Raw genomic sequence first — 17885 nt, 5'->3', positions numbered from 1 at the left:
GACTTCCACAAGTTCTTTTCCACAAAAAAGTTGTTCCATTTTTACCATTTTTTTATAAGAGGCCTAAAGAGTTCTATGTTTTAAAAGAATTAAAGAGTAACTAATACCTAGCCTTTTAACTAAATAGCTCCAAAACAAATAGACTGTTTACTTTGTACCATCCTTCAACATTCTGCAAAACTTTTCAAGACTTACGTTCAGATTTCACAAAAAAGCATTATCTTTATAGAAAAAATAAAATCTAACAAAGGCATCAAAGTACACTATAGTTATATATAACCTATTTAAAGCATATCGACTATGTTCAACTCATTTGGAAACATCCTGCGCCTGACCAGCTTTGGCGAATCGCATGGCAAAGGCATCGGAGGTGTTATTGACGGATTTCCCGCCGGTATCACCATTGACATGGATTTCGTACAGAAAGAACTTGACCGGCGTCGTCCCGGACAATCGGACCTTACTACTCCACGCAAAGAGGCCGACAAAGTGGAGTTTCTTTCCGGTATCTTTGAAGGAAAATCTACCGGCTGCCCCATTGGTTTCATCGTATGGAACGAAAACCAACACTCGAACGACTACGACAATCTGAAAGAAGTATACCGTCCCTCGCACGCCGACTACACCTACCGGGTGAAATATGGCATTCGGGATCATCGGGGAGGCGGACGGTCATCGGCCCGCGAAACCATTTCGCGCGTCGTAGCAGGGGCACTGGCCAAACTGGCGTTACGCCAACTTGGCATACGTATTACCGCATATACCTCGCAAGTAGGCCCTATCCGTCTGGAAGAAAACTATACCGCCTACAATCTAGATCTGACAGAAACCAACCCAGTACGTTGCCCTGATCCGGACAAGGCTAAAGAAATGGAACAGCTCATCACCCAAGTGAAAGCCGAAGGCGATACCATAGGCGGAGTCATCACCTGTGTCATCACAGGTTGCCCTGTCGGACTAGGACAGCCCGTTTTCGGCAAACTGCAAGCCGCATTGGCATCGGGTATGCTAAGTATTAATGCAGCCAAAGCTTTCGAATACGGCGACGGATTCAAAGGACTGAAAATGAAAGGATCGGAACAGAACGATGTCTTCTACAACGATGCCGGCCGCATCACCACCCATACCAATCACTCAGGAGGCATACAGGGTGGCATCAGTAACGGTCAAGACATCTACTTCCGCGTAGCCTTCAAACCTGTAGCCACTGTACTTATGGAGCAGCATACCGTCAACATCGACGGACGGGATACTACCCTGAAAGCCCGCGGACGCCACGACCCTTGCGTACTGCCTCGGGCAGTACCCATCGTAGAAGCCATGGCCGCACTGACCATTCTGGACTTCTACCTGATAGACCGGACAACGCAATTGTAAGAGGCCTCTCCTCCGCCCCAAAGAAATGGGAGAAAGGAAACGGCTTACCTTTTATATAATGTATTACTTTTAATCCACCCGCTCCCCCTCCGACGGATCAGGGAGCGGAAAAAGAGTTTTCCTCGCTTATGATCAAGACTTACATTTCTGAAAACGAATCCCGCATGCTGGACGAATTGTTCAGCCTCATCCGTATCCCAAGTATCAGCGCCCAGCCGGAACATCACGACGACATGCTGGCCTGTGCCGAACGCTGGCGTCAGTTGCTGCTGGAAGCAGGTGCCGACGAAGCCATGATGATGCCTTCGCAAGGTAATCCGATGGTTTTTGCTCAAAAGAATGTCAATCCCGAAGCTCCAACCATCCTCATCTATGCCCACTACGACGTAATGCCGGCCGAACCGCTGGAACTGTGGAAAAGCGCCCCCTTCGAACCCGAAGTACGTGACGGGCATATATGGGCACGTGGTGCCGATGACGACAAAGGTCAATCGTTCATCCAGGTGAAAGCATTCGAATATCTTGTAAAGAACAACCTGCTGACTCACAACGTAAAATTCATCTTCGAAGGCGAAGAAGAGATTGGTTCTCCCAGTCTCGAAGCTTTCTGTAAAGACCACCGCGAACTGCTCAAGGCTGACATCATCCTTGTATCCGACACCAGCATGCTGGGTGCCGATCTTCCTTCATTGACTACAGGCCTACGCGGACTGGCTTATTGGGAAATTGAAGTAACCGGTCCTAACCGCGACCTGCATTCCGGACACTTTGGCGGTGCAGTAGCCAACCCCATCAACGTACTGTGCCAGATGATGAGCCGCATTGTCGATGCCGACGGCCGTATCACTGTCCCCGATTTCTACGACGATGTAGAAGAAGTTCCTCAGGCCGAGCGCGACATGATTGCCCACATTCCTTTTGATGAAGAAAAATACAAGGCTGCCATCGGCGTTCGTGAACTGTTTGGCGAAAAAGGATACAGCACACTGGAACGTAACAGCTGCCGGCCATCGTTCGACATCTGCGGCATCTGGGGCGGATACACCGGAGAAGGTTCAAAGACGGTACTCCCTTCTAAAGCTTACGCTAAAGTATCCTGCCGACTTGTTCCGCATCAGGACCACCACAAAATCTCCCAGCTATTTGCCGACTATATTCAAAGCATTGCTCCTGCCACCGTACAGGTAAAAGTCACTCCCATGCATGGCGGCCAGGGTTATGTTTGCCCCATCAGCCTGCCGGCCTATCAGGCAGCGGAGAAAGGTTTTGAGAAAGCTTTCGGCAAGAAGCCGCTGGCCGTACGCCGTGGCGGAAGCATCCCTATTATTTCCACTTTCGAACAGGTATTAGGCATCAAGACCGTTCTGATGGGATTCGGACTGGAAAGCAATGCCATCCACTCGCCCAATGAAAATATACCGCTCGACATCATTCGCAAAGGTATCGAAGCTGTAGTAGAGTTCCACCTGAACTTCCATTAAAGCTGTTGTTCACCCAAAGAATGGTCGGCTAGTACAAAACAACAGACCCGGACAACACCAAAAACAATATCAGTGTTTGTCCGGGTTATTTGTTTCAGACAAGCTGTTCGCTGTCTTTATCTGCCTCATCGCAACTACTTGTCAACAGACAGGCACAGTGTTAGAAAGGTTTTCGGAAACTGCATCCGTTACGCCATTCCGAACAGCCATAAGCAGTCTTTCCTTTTATAACGGTTCCTTTGCCACAGAGCGGACAAGGAGTACCCACCAACTCGTCGGTAGCAGTAGCGACAGGTGTAGCCACAGTCGTAGTAGCTGCTGCAGGAGAAACGGCAGCCGCAGCATCTGCCTTCTTCTTGCGAGGAGCTCGCTTTCCGGTTTCCTTTTTCGGCTTCGCCTCAGAAGCAGCAGCAGACTTCACCGCGCGTCCCGCTTTTTCCACAGAAGGAGTCTGCACGGTAATACGCCGATTACTGCGATCGGCCAAGACGCTGGCCACAATCTCGGCAACCATCTGCTTCAGTTCTTCCAAGAATTGAGCCGCATTATAGGTACGACGTTCTATCTCGCGCAGTTTCTTTTCCCAGATACCAGTCAGTTCGGCACTCTTCAGCAGTTCCTCGTGAATGGTCTGTATCAGCTCTACCCCCGTAGGAGTAGCAATCAGATTTTTCTTTTCTTTCCGGATATAGTTACGCTTGAACAAAGTCTCGATGATGGCCGCACGTGTAGAAGGACGTCCTATGCCATTCTCCTTCAGAGCATCGCGCAGTTCATCGTTATCCACCAGTTTTCCGGCAGTCTCCATAGCCCGCAACAGCGTAGCCTCGGTATACGGACGTGGAGGCTGTGTCCACTTCTCGACCAATTCAGGTACATGAGGTCCACTTTCTCCTTTGACAAAAGCCGGAAGTACCCGGTCTTCATCGCTGCTATCCTTTGTCCCTTCATCATTATTGTCTTGTGCCGAAGCGTTGTAATTGAATACCACCCTCCACCCCGGATCCAATATCTGTTTACCCGAAGTCTTGAACTCAATACCTCCTGTCTCGCCCATAACTGTAGTAGTAGAAAAACGACAATCGGGATAGAAGACGGCAATAAACCGACGGGCTATGAGGTCGAACACACGCCGCTCCAGGTCAGTCAGGTTGACAGGCGGCTGACCGGTAGGAATAATGGCATGATGGTCTGTCACTTTCGAATTGTCGAATACTTTTTTCGACTTGATCAGAGTGGTACCTTCCAGCGGCGCCGTCAGTGTTTCATAACCTCGTAAACCTTTCAGGATAGAAGGACATTTGGGATAAATATCGTCACTCAGGAAGGTCGTATCTACACGAGGATAAGTCGTTATCTTTTTCTCGTAAAGAGACTGGATAGTCTTCAGGGTGTCATCGGCCGAGTAAGCGAACTTCTTGTTACACTCTACTTGCAGCGAAGTCAAATCGAACAGACGAAGCGGAGCTTCCCGACCTTCTTTCTTGGTGACAGAAGTGACAGTAAAAGGCTCGTCCTTAATACGTGCCAGTAATTCCTCACCCCGTACACGGTCGGTAATGGGGTCAATGCCACGGTTTTCTTCCTCTTTCTTAGGCTTCTTACCGGCCGCAATAGCTTCTTGCTGCTTTTCGGCCTCCAAAGCCAGTTCTTCATCACTCTTGCGGATAAGAGCAGAAAAGGACGTGTCGCGATAAACGGTATTGAGAACCCAATACTGTTTGGGGACAAAATGTTGGATTTCGAGCTGACGATTCACAATAAGCGCCAACGTAGGAGTCTGTACCCGCCCGATGGAGAGGACCTGACCATTCTGACCGTACTTCATCGTATACAGGCGTGTAGCATTCATGCCCAACAGCCAGTCGCCAATGGCACGACTCAGGCCGGCTTCGTACAACGGTTGAAAATCGGCAGCATCGCGTAGTTTGGCAAATCCTTCACGGATGGCCTCCTCGGTAAGCGACGATATCCAAAGGCGTTTCACCGGGCACCGGGCACCAGCCTTCTGCATCACCCAGCGTTGGATAAGTTCACCTTCCTGGCCGGCATCACCACAATTGATGATCATATCGGCCTTCTGCATCAGACCTTCAATGACATGAAACTGACGTTCGTAAGTAGGATTACTGATAAGCTTGATGCCAAAACGGGGAGGAATCATAGGCAGATACTCCAATCTCCACGATTTCCAGTCGGGCGTGTATTCGTGCGGCTCTTTCAAGGTACAAAGATGGCCGAATGTCCACGTCACCTGATATCCGTTTCCTTCGATATATCCGTCTTTTTTATCCCTTGCTCCCAGCACGTCGGCAATATCACGTGCCACAGAAGGTTTCTCGGCTATGCAAACTATCATTACTTCTTCAGTTGTTTTTTAGTCGGGCAAAGATACAGATTTAATAAGGAATGAAAAAACGAAGAACTGGAAAATTCGTAGCCTCCAACTGAGGGAATATTTTTACCCAACTGGGGAAAAATATTTCTCCAACTGGGAAATAAATTACAGCTATCTGATAATGAAACAAACGTATTATCACCATTCCCCCACAAACGCATAAATTTTAATGCCCGTTTACCTGCATAAAAAAAGGGCTCCGCCGAGCCCAACCTTTGTTAATTTTAAATCTAATACTATGAAAAACATGCTGCAAAGATAATAATATCTTTGGTTTTTGCAAATATAATACCTAAAAAATATCCAGAATAACATTGATTAAGAAAAAGGGCGGAAATGTAAATACATCCCGCCCTTCTTTAACGATTAAATCAATGAATTATTCTTCATCCATCAAGATCTCCAGAATCTGGCAAGCAGCCTTGGCAACCGAAGTACCGGGGCCAAAGATAGCAAGGCATTAAATTAGGTAATTCGATCAATACCCCGGATTATTTTTAGCCTCTAACTTCGGATTACTCTGCAATTCGACCAAAGGAATGGGCAACAACTCATGTTTGCCGCTGACAAAGTTTTGGTAAGCAGGATAAGGTTTGTTTTCCTTCTTGTTCACCGAACTATTCTCACCGAAAAGTTTCAGAGCATCGGCCAACACCCCCCAGCGAATGAGGTCAAATTTACGCTGTCCTTCAAAAGATAATTCAAAGCCACGCTCCCAATAAAGAGCCGTGCGAAAACGTCCCTGTTCATCACCGTCAGTAATGAAAGGCAGATCATGTGTTTTTTTGCGGACAGCCATCAGTTGATCGTAGTTGGCCGATGTATAAGAAGTGGCTCCAGCACGTTGACGTACACTATTTAACAACATCCAAGCCTGTTCTGTCTTTCCCACTTCGTTGTAGGCTTCCGCTGCCATCAACACTACATCGGCATAGCGCAAGACACAATAGTTCACGTCACCATAGTTCATATTTTTGTTACGGCTTTCAGGAGCCATCCATTCTCTACGCCACTTACCTGGATACCAAGAACCGGCACCGCGTTCTTCCTTTACATGCTGCTTGTTTTTCCAAGCAAAACGATAAGTACAGATACTCACATCGCGACGCACATCGCCTTCCTCAAAAAAGTTCTTCCACTCAGGCACAGTAATAAAAAAACCGTTGGCTCTCCCCATATAGTTGGCTGATTCAGAAGAAGCAATCCCCGTAGGTTCGGCCACCAGCGGACCGTTGTAAATGCCCCATGCGCCCCCGTTACGACTGCCTTGCTGGTGATAGAACGAAATTTCGAACAGACTCTCCTTACTATTAAGCACACCTTCAGAAAAGCCTTTGAAAAGAGCTTCATAACCACCTTCATAGAAGCCATGGTAACCATTTGCCTGAAAAGCATCCCACTCTGTAAGGGCTGCTTCAAAATACGTTTTACGGGTACTTTCATCGGGACACGACAGTTTTCCATCTAACTGTAAGCTATAACCGGCACGTTGCAAATAAACACGCATCAGCAGAGCACGAGCGGCACCTTGCGTCACCCGTTCTGGACTGGACGAAGCCGTAGCCCAGTCCAGGTTATTCTTAGCAAAGTCCAAGTCAGCAATAATCTGATCGTAGATTTCCTCACGGCTCACTCGGGCACCGAATGCCTCATCGTAACTGGCCGAGTAGGAAGTCTTGAAAGGCACATCACCCCAACTCTTTACCAAATCGAAAGCTAGGAAGGCACGCAGGAAACGGGCTTCGGCATCGAGTGCTTTCAGTTTCTGACTGTCAGCATAGGCGGACATATTCTCTATGCCGTCAATAGCCATATTAGCCCGGTCAATGCCCTGGTACTTCAACAGCCAAAGCATTCTGACCCATTCGTTGGTGGGGTTCACCGTGTAGTGCACCATATCCTTAATCTGATTGTCCGAACCGGTGCGGGCCAAATAATATGTATCGTCCGATGCCATGGATGCCATTTCGTACCAGCCATAGTGGCGATAGTCTGAAATAGAATTGTAGATACCCAAGACGGCCATTTCGGCCTTGGCCTCCGTACTGAAGAAGCCGTCCTTGTCATAACTCGAATTTGGGGTCTCTGTCAGCATATCCTCGCACGATGTGAACGAAACAGCCAGCAGAGCAAATGCTATATATAATAATGTGTATTTTTTCATTGCTATCATTTATTTATTGAAGTTAGAATGCGATGTTTACACCGAAAATGAAAGAACGGCTACGTGGATAGGAACCGAAGTCCACACCGGGAGTCAGCGGGCTACGCATGTTGTTCACTTCGGGGTCGAAGCCTGTGTAGGGTGTCCATGTGAAGAGATTGTTGCCGGTGGCATACACACGCAGGTTGCTCAGCTTTATTTTCTTTATCAACTGTTTAGGAAACGTATAGCCCAAAGTCACGTTGCTCAAGCGCAGGAAAGAAGCATCTTCCACTGCCCACGAATGAATGTATTTGTTACCCTCCTGATTGTCATGCCAGGAAGCAACACTCTTACCTTGGTTCATAGCAGCCAGTTCGGCAGGGTCGGTCACCCGTTCGCCTCGGTCGTTGATGGTCATCCAGCGGTTGTGGCTGTTCATCACATTCAGGGCATTGTAATTTTCGCGTCCCACCTTGCTTGTCACCAACTTAGTGGCATTCAGTACTTCATTGCCATAGCTGAAGGTGAAGAATATACTTAGGTCGAACCCTTTGTAGGCGAAGTTGTTGTTCAAACCGCCATAAAACTTAGGCGAGGCATTGCCTATGACCGTCTTGTCGTTCTCGTCTATCACGTCGTTTCCGTCCATGTTGCGGAACTTCCAGTCGCCCGGCTGCACTGTGTTGCGGTTGCCATAGCATGCCACACCGTCCTTCAGGGTGTAGGTTTTGGTAGTGGGGGCGTAGTCGAAGTCGTCTACCTGATAGAGTCCATCGGTGATAAAGCCATAGAACTGGCCGATGGGTTCGCCCACAGCCAAGCGGTGAGTATTCTGATTGTAGCCGAACTTAGCCTCGAACAGCTGCACCTCCTCACCGGTCAATGCCTCAACGGTGTTCTTGTTGTGCGAGAAGGTCAGCGTAGTATTCCACGAGAAGTCCTTCGTAACGATATTCTGCGTATTGACAGTCAGGTCGATACCCACATTCTTTGTCTCGCCGGCATTGACCATCATCGTTTCATAGCCCGACGACATGGGCAGACGGGTGCTCAGCAACAAGTCGCTACTACGGTTGATATAGAACTCGGGCGAAACGGTAATGCGCTGTTCCAAGAAACCGAAGTCGAAACCCATGTTGAACGTCTTGTTGGCCTCCCACTTCAGGTCTTTATTCGGAATGACACTCGAAGCATAACCCGGCACCAGAGCATCGCCCATGGCAGTAAGCACGGAACTGAACAGTGCCAGACTGTTATAGCTGCCTATGCGGTTGTTTCCTGCCAAACCGTAACCGATGCGGAACTTCAGGTCGGAGAAGATATTGAGCTTCTTGATGAATTCCTCCTCACCCAGACGCCAGGCGGCAGATACGGCAGGGAAAATGCCCCACTTGTTGTCGGCACTGAACTTGGACGAGCCGTCGGCACGCAGAGTAGCACTCAGCAGGTACTTGTCCTTATAGTCATAGTTGACACGGGCGAAGAAAGAGAGCAGGTTATCATCATCATTCAGATAAGAATCAGACGCCGAAGGTGTACCGATACCCATGTCATCCAACTGGAAGTCATCGGTAGGCAAATTACTAACCTCGGTGTGAACATAACGTTCCCAACGGTGCACATACTCCTGCCCCAGTTGGGCGGTCAGCTTGTGCGCTTTCTGGAAACGGGTTTCGTAAGTCAGCACGTTCGAGGTCTGAAAACTGCCATCTTCCGTATTACGGATAGAGCCATAAGTACCGTTACGGCGTCCCATGATGGACTGGTCGCCATAAAACAGCTCGCGGCGTTGCGTACGGTAACGCATACCGGTGTTGTTGCGAAAAGTCAACCCCTTCATTATTTTATAGGTCAATCCGCCATTAGCCTGTAGCGTGCGGATTTCGCGGTCGTCTTTTTCTTCAGCTGCGTTTATCAACGGATTCTGCATCACATTGCCGGCCTCATCGGTCAGCAGCGGATCTTCACCCATCAGCAGTTCGTCATCGCTGCCCTTAATGCCGATAGTAGGACGGTATTGCAGAATCTGTGCCATCTTGTTGAAGCGGGCATCCGTGTTGCTGCCGCCTTCGTTAGTACCGTTGCCTGCCACGCCTGCTCCGTAAATACTACGATAGTCGAAGTTGATGCGTGCAGTAACGCTGAGTTTGTCGTTCACCTTGCCGTTCACACCCAGAGTAATGTTGTGGCGCTCGCTGCCGCTGTATACCATGGCTCCCTCATCCTTGTTGTAGCTATAGGCCAGGTTGTACTTCACCGCTTCGCTGCCACCGTTCACGCCTACACGGTAGTTCTGCGTCAGCGTGGTGCGTCCCATGGTTTCGTCCAGCCAGTCAATGCCGGGACGGTTGCCATAGTTTTCGTGCAGTTCCAGGAAGCTGCCGTAGCGGTTCTGCCAGGCGGTCATGGTTTCTTCGGGGGTGGAGGTCAGCCCCACGGTGCGTTCATAGTCGGCCAGCACAAACTCTTCGGTACTCAGCACGTCGAGCTTGTTGGCAAGCTTGCGGAAGCCCACATAGGCGTCAAACGTCACCTGTCCTTTGCCCTCCATGCTCTTGCCACTCTTGGTCGTGATGAGTACCACACCGTTGGCACCCCGGGCACCGTAGATGGCGGTGGCAGAAGCGTCCTTCAGCACGTCGATGCTCTCAATGTCGGCGGGGTCGAGGCTGGACATACCGTCCTCTGTGGGGAAACCATCTATCACATAAAGAGGCTCATTGCTCTGAGTAATGGAGATGCCGCCACGCACACGAATGGAAGCCTCTGCACCCGGCTGACCGTCGGTCTGTACAATCTGCACACCCGCCATGCGTCCGGCCAATGCCTGTGTAGCATCCGAAGTGGGCACTTTCATTAGATCCTCACTCTTGATAGAGGCTACGGAACCGGTCAGGTCCTTGCGCTTCACAGTAGCATAGCCCACAACAACCACTTCTTCAAGCAACTGGTTGTCAGCCTCCAGCGTCACATCAATCTTACTACGTCCCTTCACAGGCACTTCTATGGTTTTCATACCGATGTAAGAAAACACCAATACGTCTTTCTTGGCATCATTGACGGTTATGGTGTAGTTTCCGTTCATATCGGTGATGGTGCCCACGCCCGCCGCACCTTTGAGGCTGACGTTTCCGCCTATCACTTCCAAATTTTCATTGTCCATCACTCTACCGGTGACGGTCAGGCTTTGCGCACGAAGACCGGTGATGCCTACCACCAACAGCAAAGCTAAGATAAGATTTCTCATTGTTGTTTAAATATTAATAGAATTTTAAATGAATTATTTCCATGCTGACATTCAAAAAAGATTAAAGAAAAGCCCGACAAACGCCCTCTATTTCTTTTGAATGCTTTTATAAATATGCTTTGTTTAATATTGTTCGGCACCAGCAAGATTGTAATACAGTCTATCTTTCTGCCCATCCACCTCAACTTCTACCACGATGCGGCCATCACCAGCTTCAGCAAGTGAAGCATGAATGGTTGTGTTATCCGCCTGCTTGCGCGGGCAGATAACGGTGACATAACGAACAGGGTTTTCATCGTTCTTCTTTACATTGAAAGAGAATGCCGGACGGCGAATGCGTTCGCGATAAGCCACTGAGTACCATCCTTCCTCCTCTACCATCTCCATCGGATGAGCCGAGAAGCACTGCAACCGCACATTGCTCTCACCATCGTAGTGGGTAGTCAGGCGGTTTTGTTCGCGACTGACCTCCACTGCCCCGTCGCACAACTGATAGTGCAGGTTTACCGTACCTGTTGCCGGACCGATAGCCTCGTCCACCAACACGAAGTAACTGCCTCTGACAAAGAACACCGAACGTCGGTGAAGCAAACCGGAATATCCTGGATTCTCTGTTACCAATATCCGAGTATCACCCTCCGCCTTCCACAGGCGGGTGACAGATTGGGTTGTCTCCAGATTGCGGTTGTCGAGCGTCAGCGTGTTGTGTACAGCAGTCTGCCGAAACCAGTTACGCTGTTTCCACACTTCCTCATCGCCTCCGAACACATAGCAGCCCGAGTCGGGAAAGAGGTTCTTTCCGCCCGACCACAATTCAAAGGTACCGTTGTCCGGCTGACAATGCCATTCTCCCTTCGGACCAGCCTTGAGCACCATCACCGTAGCATCTTCCTTCCACCCGTTGCGTAAGGTGAAGAAACCAGTGACAGGCGAAGCATACGACAGATGAATGGGACACCGCCCTTCCTTGCCCTGCGTAGCAAAGTAGCGCAACTGCTCATCATCAGGGAACTGGGCAGACCATCTCTTAAAACTCTTGACAAAACTGTAGGGAGCCGACCGCCTTCCGTCGCTAAAACAGGGAACAGTATAGTCGGGAAACAGGGTGTTCAGGTAGAAGTGCATCATCTGGTGAATGGTCTCAACATATGAGTCGGGAAAATCCTCACGAAAGCCATTAGCATCGGCCATGGATAGTGCCTGGCTAAATATGTCAATAGCCGCAGCATGGTATCCCAAATCAAGTTCATACTGTCCACCGTCGGCATAGACCTGCTTCCTGATTTCACGGTTCAGAACATCTATGCCACTCTGACGCCACCGGGAGGCTTCGGCAAATTCGGGAAAGAAGATACCTGCATTGAGCACGTACTGGGCCTCGAACAACAAATGATTGCCCTCGGCAGAATAGTTTTCCTGAACGTGCACGGCATGCTTGTGATAGTTCACCAAAAACTCCGTAAGGAATGCAGGCGTGAAATACCGGGAAGGAAGGAACAGCAGGAACTGATCTATCTGGTCTTTCAAGCGAATACCCGTCTCCAGCGGACGCCAAGCAAAACGCACGTTTTCGACTTCGCCCTTCACACTGTCCACATCGGCCAGCTCATACAAATCGGGATTTATCTTCACCAACGGGTTCTTACGAATCCAGTCCACGTACTGCAATACCCATTCGCGAGCATACTTCTCATCACCCGTCACCCGGTAAGCCTTACCCATGGGAATGAACCATTTATGACGATGAAGCTGCCAGCGCAATTCGTTGTCGCGCACCGGCCAGTATTTCCAATCAATATCCTTGCCGTAGTTGAAGGACGGTTGATAACCGGTATGCACAAAGAATGTGTGCTCCAGGGCCTCATCAGCCCACTTCCGCTCGGTGGGACTGAGAGTCACTTTATTCAAATCCAAAGCCGGATAAACCACACCGGCACGTTGCCGAAAATAGTCCAACAGAGCTTGAGCGGCTTTCTTCCAGTTTCCGCGACCGTAAGCTTCCTTCACCTGCTCCAACCCCGGATAATCCAAGTTGAGCAGTGCAAAAGCTTCCTTGTTCAACGACTGAGCCTGAAGAACCATAAAGGTTAACGGCAAAGCAAGCAGTAAAGCATATATACGTTTCATTAATTTGAAGTTACAATAATTACTATCATTTATTTATAAGTTCATCACATTATTTCATCCGTGTCATTTGTTTCATCCCCCATCACCTGTTCCGTGTCATGACAGGCGTTTTGTCTACCGCTTCCTGCACCTGCCACACACCGTCGGTTTCATCGTAGAGTACGGAAGAAGAGGCATAGCGACGCATGTAAGGTGTGCCACCAATCTGCGGATTGTCTGTCCCCAGGCTGAACACCACGGGAACGGCATCGTGAGTCACCTCCAGCGCGGCCGGTTGCGAGGCATCGAGCACGGCGCGTATGTTCCAGTCGCCCACCTCAAAGATGTGATTGCCAGTGCTGCGCAACAAAGGTATATCGGCACCCGTATGCCCCACCCGAACGACAGCCAGAAAACGCGCTGCACTACTGCCTTCCACCGTAGCAGTGAGGTGCCACTGATTGGGCGTAGCGGTCGTAATCTGTGCGGGCGGCACTCGGAACCGGTCCGTCTGACTCAAACTGAACGGCTCTCCACAAAACAACTGCGTCACCGCCACATAACTGCCATCGGCTCCAGCTGTAGTGAGCATCTGTTGTTCTTCGTCGATGCTGAAACGCACCGGGCTATGCAACAACCACTCCCAACGCACAGGCTCGGAAGCCTCCAACTCATCGTAAACAAGCAATATGTCTGGATGCAACATCAATACATGCCTCCGATAGCAATTCAACGGAGTGTCACCGAAACCATTTTCCGGTGTCTGGCTAATACCAGCCTGCTCGAAAGCAGAGACCCACATGGGGTCATCGGACACGCCACAATAAGCATGTGAAGCATCGCCCAAGCAATAACTGATATGACTGCCTCCCAAGGCACGGACTACGCTGCCATATCCTTTCGTGGAATAGGGCTGTCCTATACCATTGACCAACAGCGTATTGTGCGCACGGCTATGACGATAGGACATCAGGTTGTGGGCATCGCTGAAATTCTGATAATAACCAGTACTGCGATAAACGGGCTGCCCCTCATAGAGCAGATTGAACGCATTCTGGCTGGCCGTTGTATGACTACCCGAACCGAATGTGCTGGAACGGAACGATAAAGCCAAATCATCATCCGTACTCCCCGGATGACTGTGCATGGCCACTTCGCCCGTATCCTCATACCACAACATTTTGGACGCATCGGCGGGGAAAACCGTATCGTAAGTGCGGTCGGCACACATGCGGTAAAGGCGCAGCTCATAGTCCTGAGCCACCAGGTCGGCACACTCGGCGGCATACCAGCCCGCATAAGCATCGCCAGTTTCGCGAGCCAAATAATCGGCAAAGGCAGCTGTTAGCCGGTTAGGGGTGTCGCCCTGCTCGCTGGCATCGCCAAAACCATTGCTGGCCGAATGAGGCGGGAAGCTATAAACCAAGGCCTGGCCGGAAGCACGATACCAAGGATGCCCAAGGAAGTCGAAACGAGCCACATAGGAAAGCAAAGCCGGCATATAAGCCAGTGTATGAACATTGGCCGGGAAATAGCCCGTTCCGTTGTGCCACAGACCATCAAGATTGAAACCACCGGCCGGAGCACGGGCCGTCCACAGCTCATAATAGTATTCCAGCATAGGTAACACTTCACTGCCATAAACCGGATGGTCGTAAAGCAAGAAGGCTATCTGGAAGTAAGTACGCATGTTCTGCTGCCAAAAATGATTGTCAAATATATGATTTTCCTGATAACCCAAGTTTTCTTTATAATAACGGCGCAAGACACGCATCAGCAACTCTTCGGCTGCCGAACGTTCTGCCGGGTCAAGTCTGTCGTGAAGCAAGTCGTAAGCCAAAAGGCAACATATAGCCACATCGGACGAGGTGAAATTGTCGGCAAACAACTGCCCGTCGGATGGAGAAGCCATGCAAAATGCCTCCAACATTTCGTGCAGCTTGTCCGCATAGCACGACTGGAGCGTGAGGTAGGCTGCCTGATAGAGCCAAAAAGCCTGTGCCTTCAAGACAGATGCCTGGGAACAAAGATCGCCCAAAGCCTGATAATTGGTGTCTAAAGCTGTTGCCGCGCGTGTCAACAAAGCCTTATATTCGGAATGGGAAGCCACTTTACGACGCGCCTCGTCAATACGAGGAGCCAGAAAACAATACAGACGCGGATAATCACGCGGCGCGTTGCAAACAAAATCGGCAAAGGAAGGGGTGACAAACACAGCTTCGTCACCTGTTACCTCGAAAGCGATGGCCTCACTCCATTCACTTGCGACTGTCCCATCGGCGGCACAAGAGCGAAAGCGCCAGTACCATGTGCCCGCCTTTAGAACGCGGTGGGGATTGAAGAAGCATCCCGTCTGCAAAGTGGAAACAAGGGTCTCAGACGTATTGAACGATGCGCTAGACGAAAGGGCAAACTCCAGCATCTCGCCCGTCTTCTGGCTTTGGGGCACTATGAGGGGAGCCGGGTTAATCATCAGCTCGTTATCGGCCTTCGGATAAGGCTGTGTGCGTATCTTGTCGCGATAGGCATCAGGAACCTCGACAGCGGGTACTTCCTGTGGTTCGTCGGTCGGAGGAAGCGAATCAGACGTACAAGCGGCCAAAGAGAAAAGAAGGGCTATGAGAAAGACATGTTTCATGATCATACTATAAGAAAAATGTACCCAATCACTACAGAGATTACACGAATTACTACAGATTATCCAATCGAAGTTCCGTTATTATAAACAAGCATCTGTAAAAATCCGTATAATTCTGTAGTGAATGGAAATACTGGAATATAGAGAAATAGAATAGTTCAGGTCAGGAATTGCGGCTATCCGAGCGGACTTCCGCCCTCCTCTTCGCTTCCGCCACTGCCGGTTCCGCCTGTTGCGCTTTTTTCTTCGCCATTCCAACGCGTCCAACGCACGCTGGCGGGAGCCAGGTTACGCGTCACAGCACGGCCCTGCGTATAATGGGTTTCGGGGGTGAAGCGGATGCGAGTCAATTCGATGTCCTCGGCGGTCACCTTGTCGGGCGTGTCCTGCCCGCCCTTGCGTGCGGCAATGGTGTAGCGGAAGAAACCGATGTCCTGCAGATGGACGCTGCGACCGGCGTTCATGCCACGCGCCATGACACTGGGCAGCACCGACAGCACAGCCAGCACGTCGGCCTTGTGTACGGTAGACATTTCCATGATTTGTTCCACCAGTTCATCCGTCTCCATAGGACGGTCGGTAATAACGGCGTAAGGATAGTACTTGCCGTTGGATTTCAATTGTTTGGGTTTGAAATATGCCATAGTCTTTCAGATTTTCACCTCTTGCAGAAGAGGCAGTTAAACATTTGGTTTTCTGTGTCATTCTATAGTAATCGACGACACGGCGACCCGTAGGGTACGATACGGCGACCCGTTAGGCACCAGACGGCGGTCCGTAGGATACGAGACGCCGTGTCGTCGGCAAGGCTTCGAGGGGGGGGAAGTTATTCGAAGATGGTCAGCATCGGGCGGATAAAGCCTCTGGTGCTATAGGCTGCATCGGCCTGGCCAGCCTGACACGTATATGCTGAAGCCTCGGCTGCTGCAACATTGCCATTTCCAATGGTAAATACAGAGAATTTAAGACCCGAGTTGATGGTACTCGACAACAGATACCATCCGTTTGAAGCAACGGCTGCATCACTGCCAGGATTGGTCAAGAAGCTTTGTGGAGTCACGATTTTGGCAAGTTCGGCATCGGCCTCTTCACCAAAGATTTTTCCAGTCAACACCTCCAGCTGCTTATAGGTTGGGATATACCAGGAACTGATGTTAGCACCTGCAACGGGGTTGCTCGCCAGCCATTCATTGTATTTGGTATAAACACCACCTGTAAAGTCCTTGCAAACGCCTGTGGCGGAATTCAGCAGATAATCCGTGGCTGTGAAACCTTGGAAAGTAGTGGCCGACGCGGTCAGAGTCGGAAATGCTTCTACATCGGAGGCCGTCAGATTTATGCGAGGCGTTGCATTGCCCAATGCCACTGCATAAGCCTTGATAGTCTTGGTCGCATAGCTTTCGCCATAGCTGGCAGAAGTATCATCGGTACCTGATATTGCCATGGAAAACACCACAGCCACAGCATCTGTTGCCTCAGCCACCACTTCGCCCTGAGCATTGATATAGGCGCCTACCTTCAGTTCGCCTGCCGGCTGGGGTTCTTCGGGGTCAGTTTCTTCACCCTCGAAGGCATCATCTATCACAACTTCCACCTTAATTTTGTCATCGCCCGGTTCTTCACTCGGCTTCAGGCTGACACTAGTGTTACTTTGAAGGCTCTTCATTTGGTCAGAAGTAAGCTGGATACTCTTGGTAGAGGTTCCGTCTTCATTGCTGAAAGTGATAGTAGAAGTACGGTCTTCTTCGGCTACAGTAGCCAGCACATAGCAATAGAAAGCAAACTCACCATCAGTCAACACAGGCACGTAGCTATCGACAGTAGCCTGAAGCTGTCCCTTTGTAGTAGCCTTTCCCGTAGCAACGTTGAATCCGGCTCCTGCATAGAGATTAGGATTGATGCGAGTAAGACCCGTCAGGCCCAATGCTTCCACGTCAGCAGTCTTCACGGCAATGCGAGTGAAGGGACGCTTCAAGGTAACGCTACCTGACAAATCGCCGGTTTCCACGGCTGCGCAGAAGGCATCGGCGGCAGGATTGTTGAACAAGTCGTTGGTTTTGTTCAAACGATAGGTAATGTTGGTCAAAGCATCGGCCTTATAGATGGTGGTCGAAGTAGACGTATAGTCGTCACCGGCCACATAGTCGGCCCAGAACAGATACTGGGCAGCATCGGCATTCTTTTCAAACTCAAAGGTAGCCTTTCCGGCAGTCACGGGCTGCACCATGCGGGTGCCTTCGATGACTGTCCCTTCGCTGTCCACTGCTTCCATGATGCAACGCATCACATATCCCTGTACATCAGCCACTGCACGCGTATCGGGTGTGGCACCGCTTACATTCACTGAGAGAACGACTTTACCGCCGTTGGTTTCATTGCTGGAAATGATTTCCTCCTGACTGCACGCTGCCATAAAGAGCAGGGTGAACACAGCCATCACTGAATAGAAAAAGTTCTTTTTCATGGTTACTTAAAAGTTTTATTTGTATATA

Annotated in this window: 9 protein-coding genes; 2 read left to right on the top strand and 7 right to left on the bottom strand. The window is 50.0% G+C overall.

Annotated features, from left to right (window positions below; translation table 11 throughout):
- Positions 1 to 300: 300 nt before the first annotated feature.
- Entirely contained in the window at positions 301 to 1377 is a 1077-nt protein-coding gene (gene aroC / locus Q3C19_RS12955) for a chorismate synthase (protein ID WP_022163219.1), read from the top strand.
- Between the two features lie 128 nt (positions 1378 to 1505).
- Positions 1506 to 2858, top strand: a complete 1353-nt coding sequence (locus Q3C19_RS12950) for a dipeptidase (RefSeq protein ID WP_302729804.1) — start codon at positions 1506 to 1508, stop codon at positions 2856 to 2858.
- Between the two features lie 160 nt (positions 2859 to 3018).
- On the opposite strand, the gene Q3C19_RS12945 is transcribed toward Q3C19_RS12950, so the two are convergent.
- From Q3C19_RS12945 to Q3C19_RS12915, 7 genes are all read right to left on the bottom strand, one after another.
- Positions 3019 to 5217: a DNA topoisomerase 3 gene (locus tag Q3C19_RS12945; protein WP_302729802.1), complete on the bottom strand. Its 2199-nt coding sequence runs from the start codon at positions 5215 to 5217 to the stop codon at positions 3019 to 3021.
- Positions 5218 to 5734: 517 nt separating this feature from the next.
- A complete protein-coding gene (locus Q3C19_RS12940) occupies positions 5735 to 7420 on the bottom strand; it encodes a RagB/SusD family nutrient uptake outer membrane protein (RefSeq protein WP_302729800.1) in 1686 nt (561 codons plus the stop codon).
- A 22-nt stretch (positions 7421 to 7442) separates the two neighbouring features.
- A complete protein-coding gene (locus Q3C19_RS12935) occupies positions 7443 to 10649 on the bottom strand; it encodes a TonB-dependent receptor (protein WP_302729798.1) in 3207 nt (1068 codons plus the stop codon).
- Between the two features lie 123 nt (positions 10650 to 10772).
- The gene (gene hepC / locus Q3C19_RS12930) at positions 10773 to 12776 is read right to left on the bottom strand and encodes a heparin-sulfate lyase HepC (RefSeq protein ID WP_022163224.1); all 2004 of its coding nucleotides are present in this window, start codon (positions 12774 to 12776) and stop codon (positions 10773 to 10775) included.
- A gap of 82 nt (positions 12777 to 12858) precedes the next feature.
- Positions 12859 to 15393, bottom strand: coding sequence for a DUF4962 domain-containing protein (locus Q3C19_RS12925; RefSeq protein WP_302729796.1), 2535 nt, complete (start codon positions 15391 to 15393; stop codon positions 12859 to 12861).
- 176 nt (positions 15394 to 15569) lie between these two features.
- A complete protein-coding gene (locus Q3C19_RS12920) occupies positions 15570 to 16037 on the bottom strand; it encodes an HU family DNA-binding protein (RefSeq protein WP_022163226.1) in 468 nt (155 codons plus the stop codon).
- Positions 16038 to 16219: 182 nt separating this feature from the next.
- The gene (locus tag Q3C19_RS12915) at positions 16220 to 17857 is read right to left on the bottom strand and encodes a DUF6562 domain-containing protein (protein WP_302729794.1); all 1638 of its coding nucleotides are present in this window, start codon (positions 17855 to 17857) and stop codon (positions 16220 to 16222) included.
- Positions 17858 to 17885: the final 28 nt, after the last annotated feature.

The sequence above is a fragment of the Bacteroides sp. ET489 genome (assembly GCF_030518095.1).
GTDB classification, from domain to species: domain Bacteria; phylum Bacteroidota; class Bacteroidia; order Bacteroidales; family Bacteroidaceae; genus Bacteroides; species Bacteroides ndongoniae.
This window is presented reverse-complemented; position numbering and strand designations above follow the sequence as displayed.

Coding starts and splice junctions, on each gene's coding strand:
- Q3C19_RS12940 (WP_302729800.1), bottom strand. CDS start 7,420: ATGAAAAAATACACATTATTATATATAGCATTTGCTCTGCTGGCTGTT.
- hepC (WP_022163224.1), bottom strand. CDS start 12,776: ATGAAACGTATATATGCTTTACTGCTTGCTTTGCCGTTAACCTTTATG.
- Q3C19_RS12935 (WP_302729798.1), bottom strand. CDS start 10,649: ATGAGAAATCTTATCTTAGCTTTGCTGTTGGTGGTAGGCATCACCGGT.
- Q3C19_RS12950 (WP_302729804.1), top strand. CDS start 1,506: ATGATCAAGACTTACATTTCTGAAAACGAATCCCGCATGCTGGACGAA.
- Q3C19_RS12945 (WP_302729802.1), bottom strand. CDS start 5,217: ATGATAGTTTGCATAGCCGAGAAACCTTCTGTGGCACGTGATATTGCC.
- Q3C19_RS12920 (WP_022163226.1), bottom strand. CDS start 16,037: ATGGCATATTTCAAACCCAAACAATTGAAATCCAACGGCAAGTACTAT.
- aroC (WP_022163219.1), top strand. CDS start 301: ATGTTCAACTCATTTGGAAACATCCTGCGCCTGACCAGCTTTGGCGAA.
- Q3C19_RS12915 (WP_302729794.1), bottom strand. CDS start 17,857: ATGAAAAAGAACTTTTTCTATTCAGTGATGGCTGTGTTCACCCTGCTC.
- Q3C19_RS12925 (WP_302729796.1), bottom strand. CDS start 15,393: ATGAAACATGTCTTTCTCATAGCCCTTCTTTTCTCTTTGGCCGCTTGT.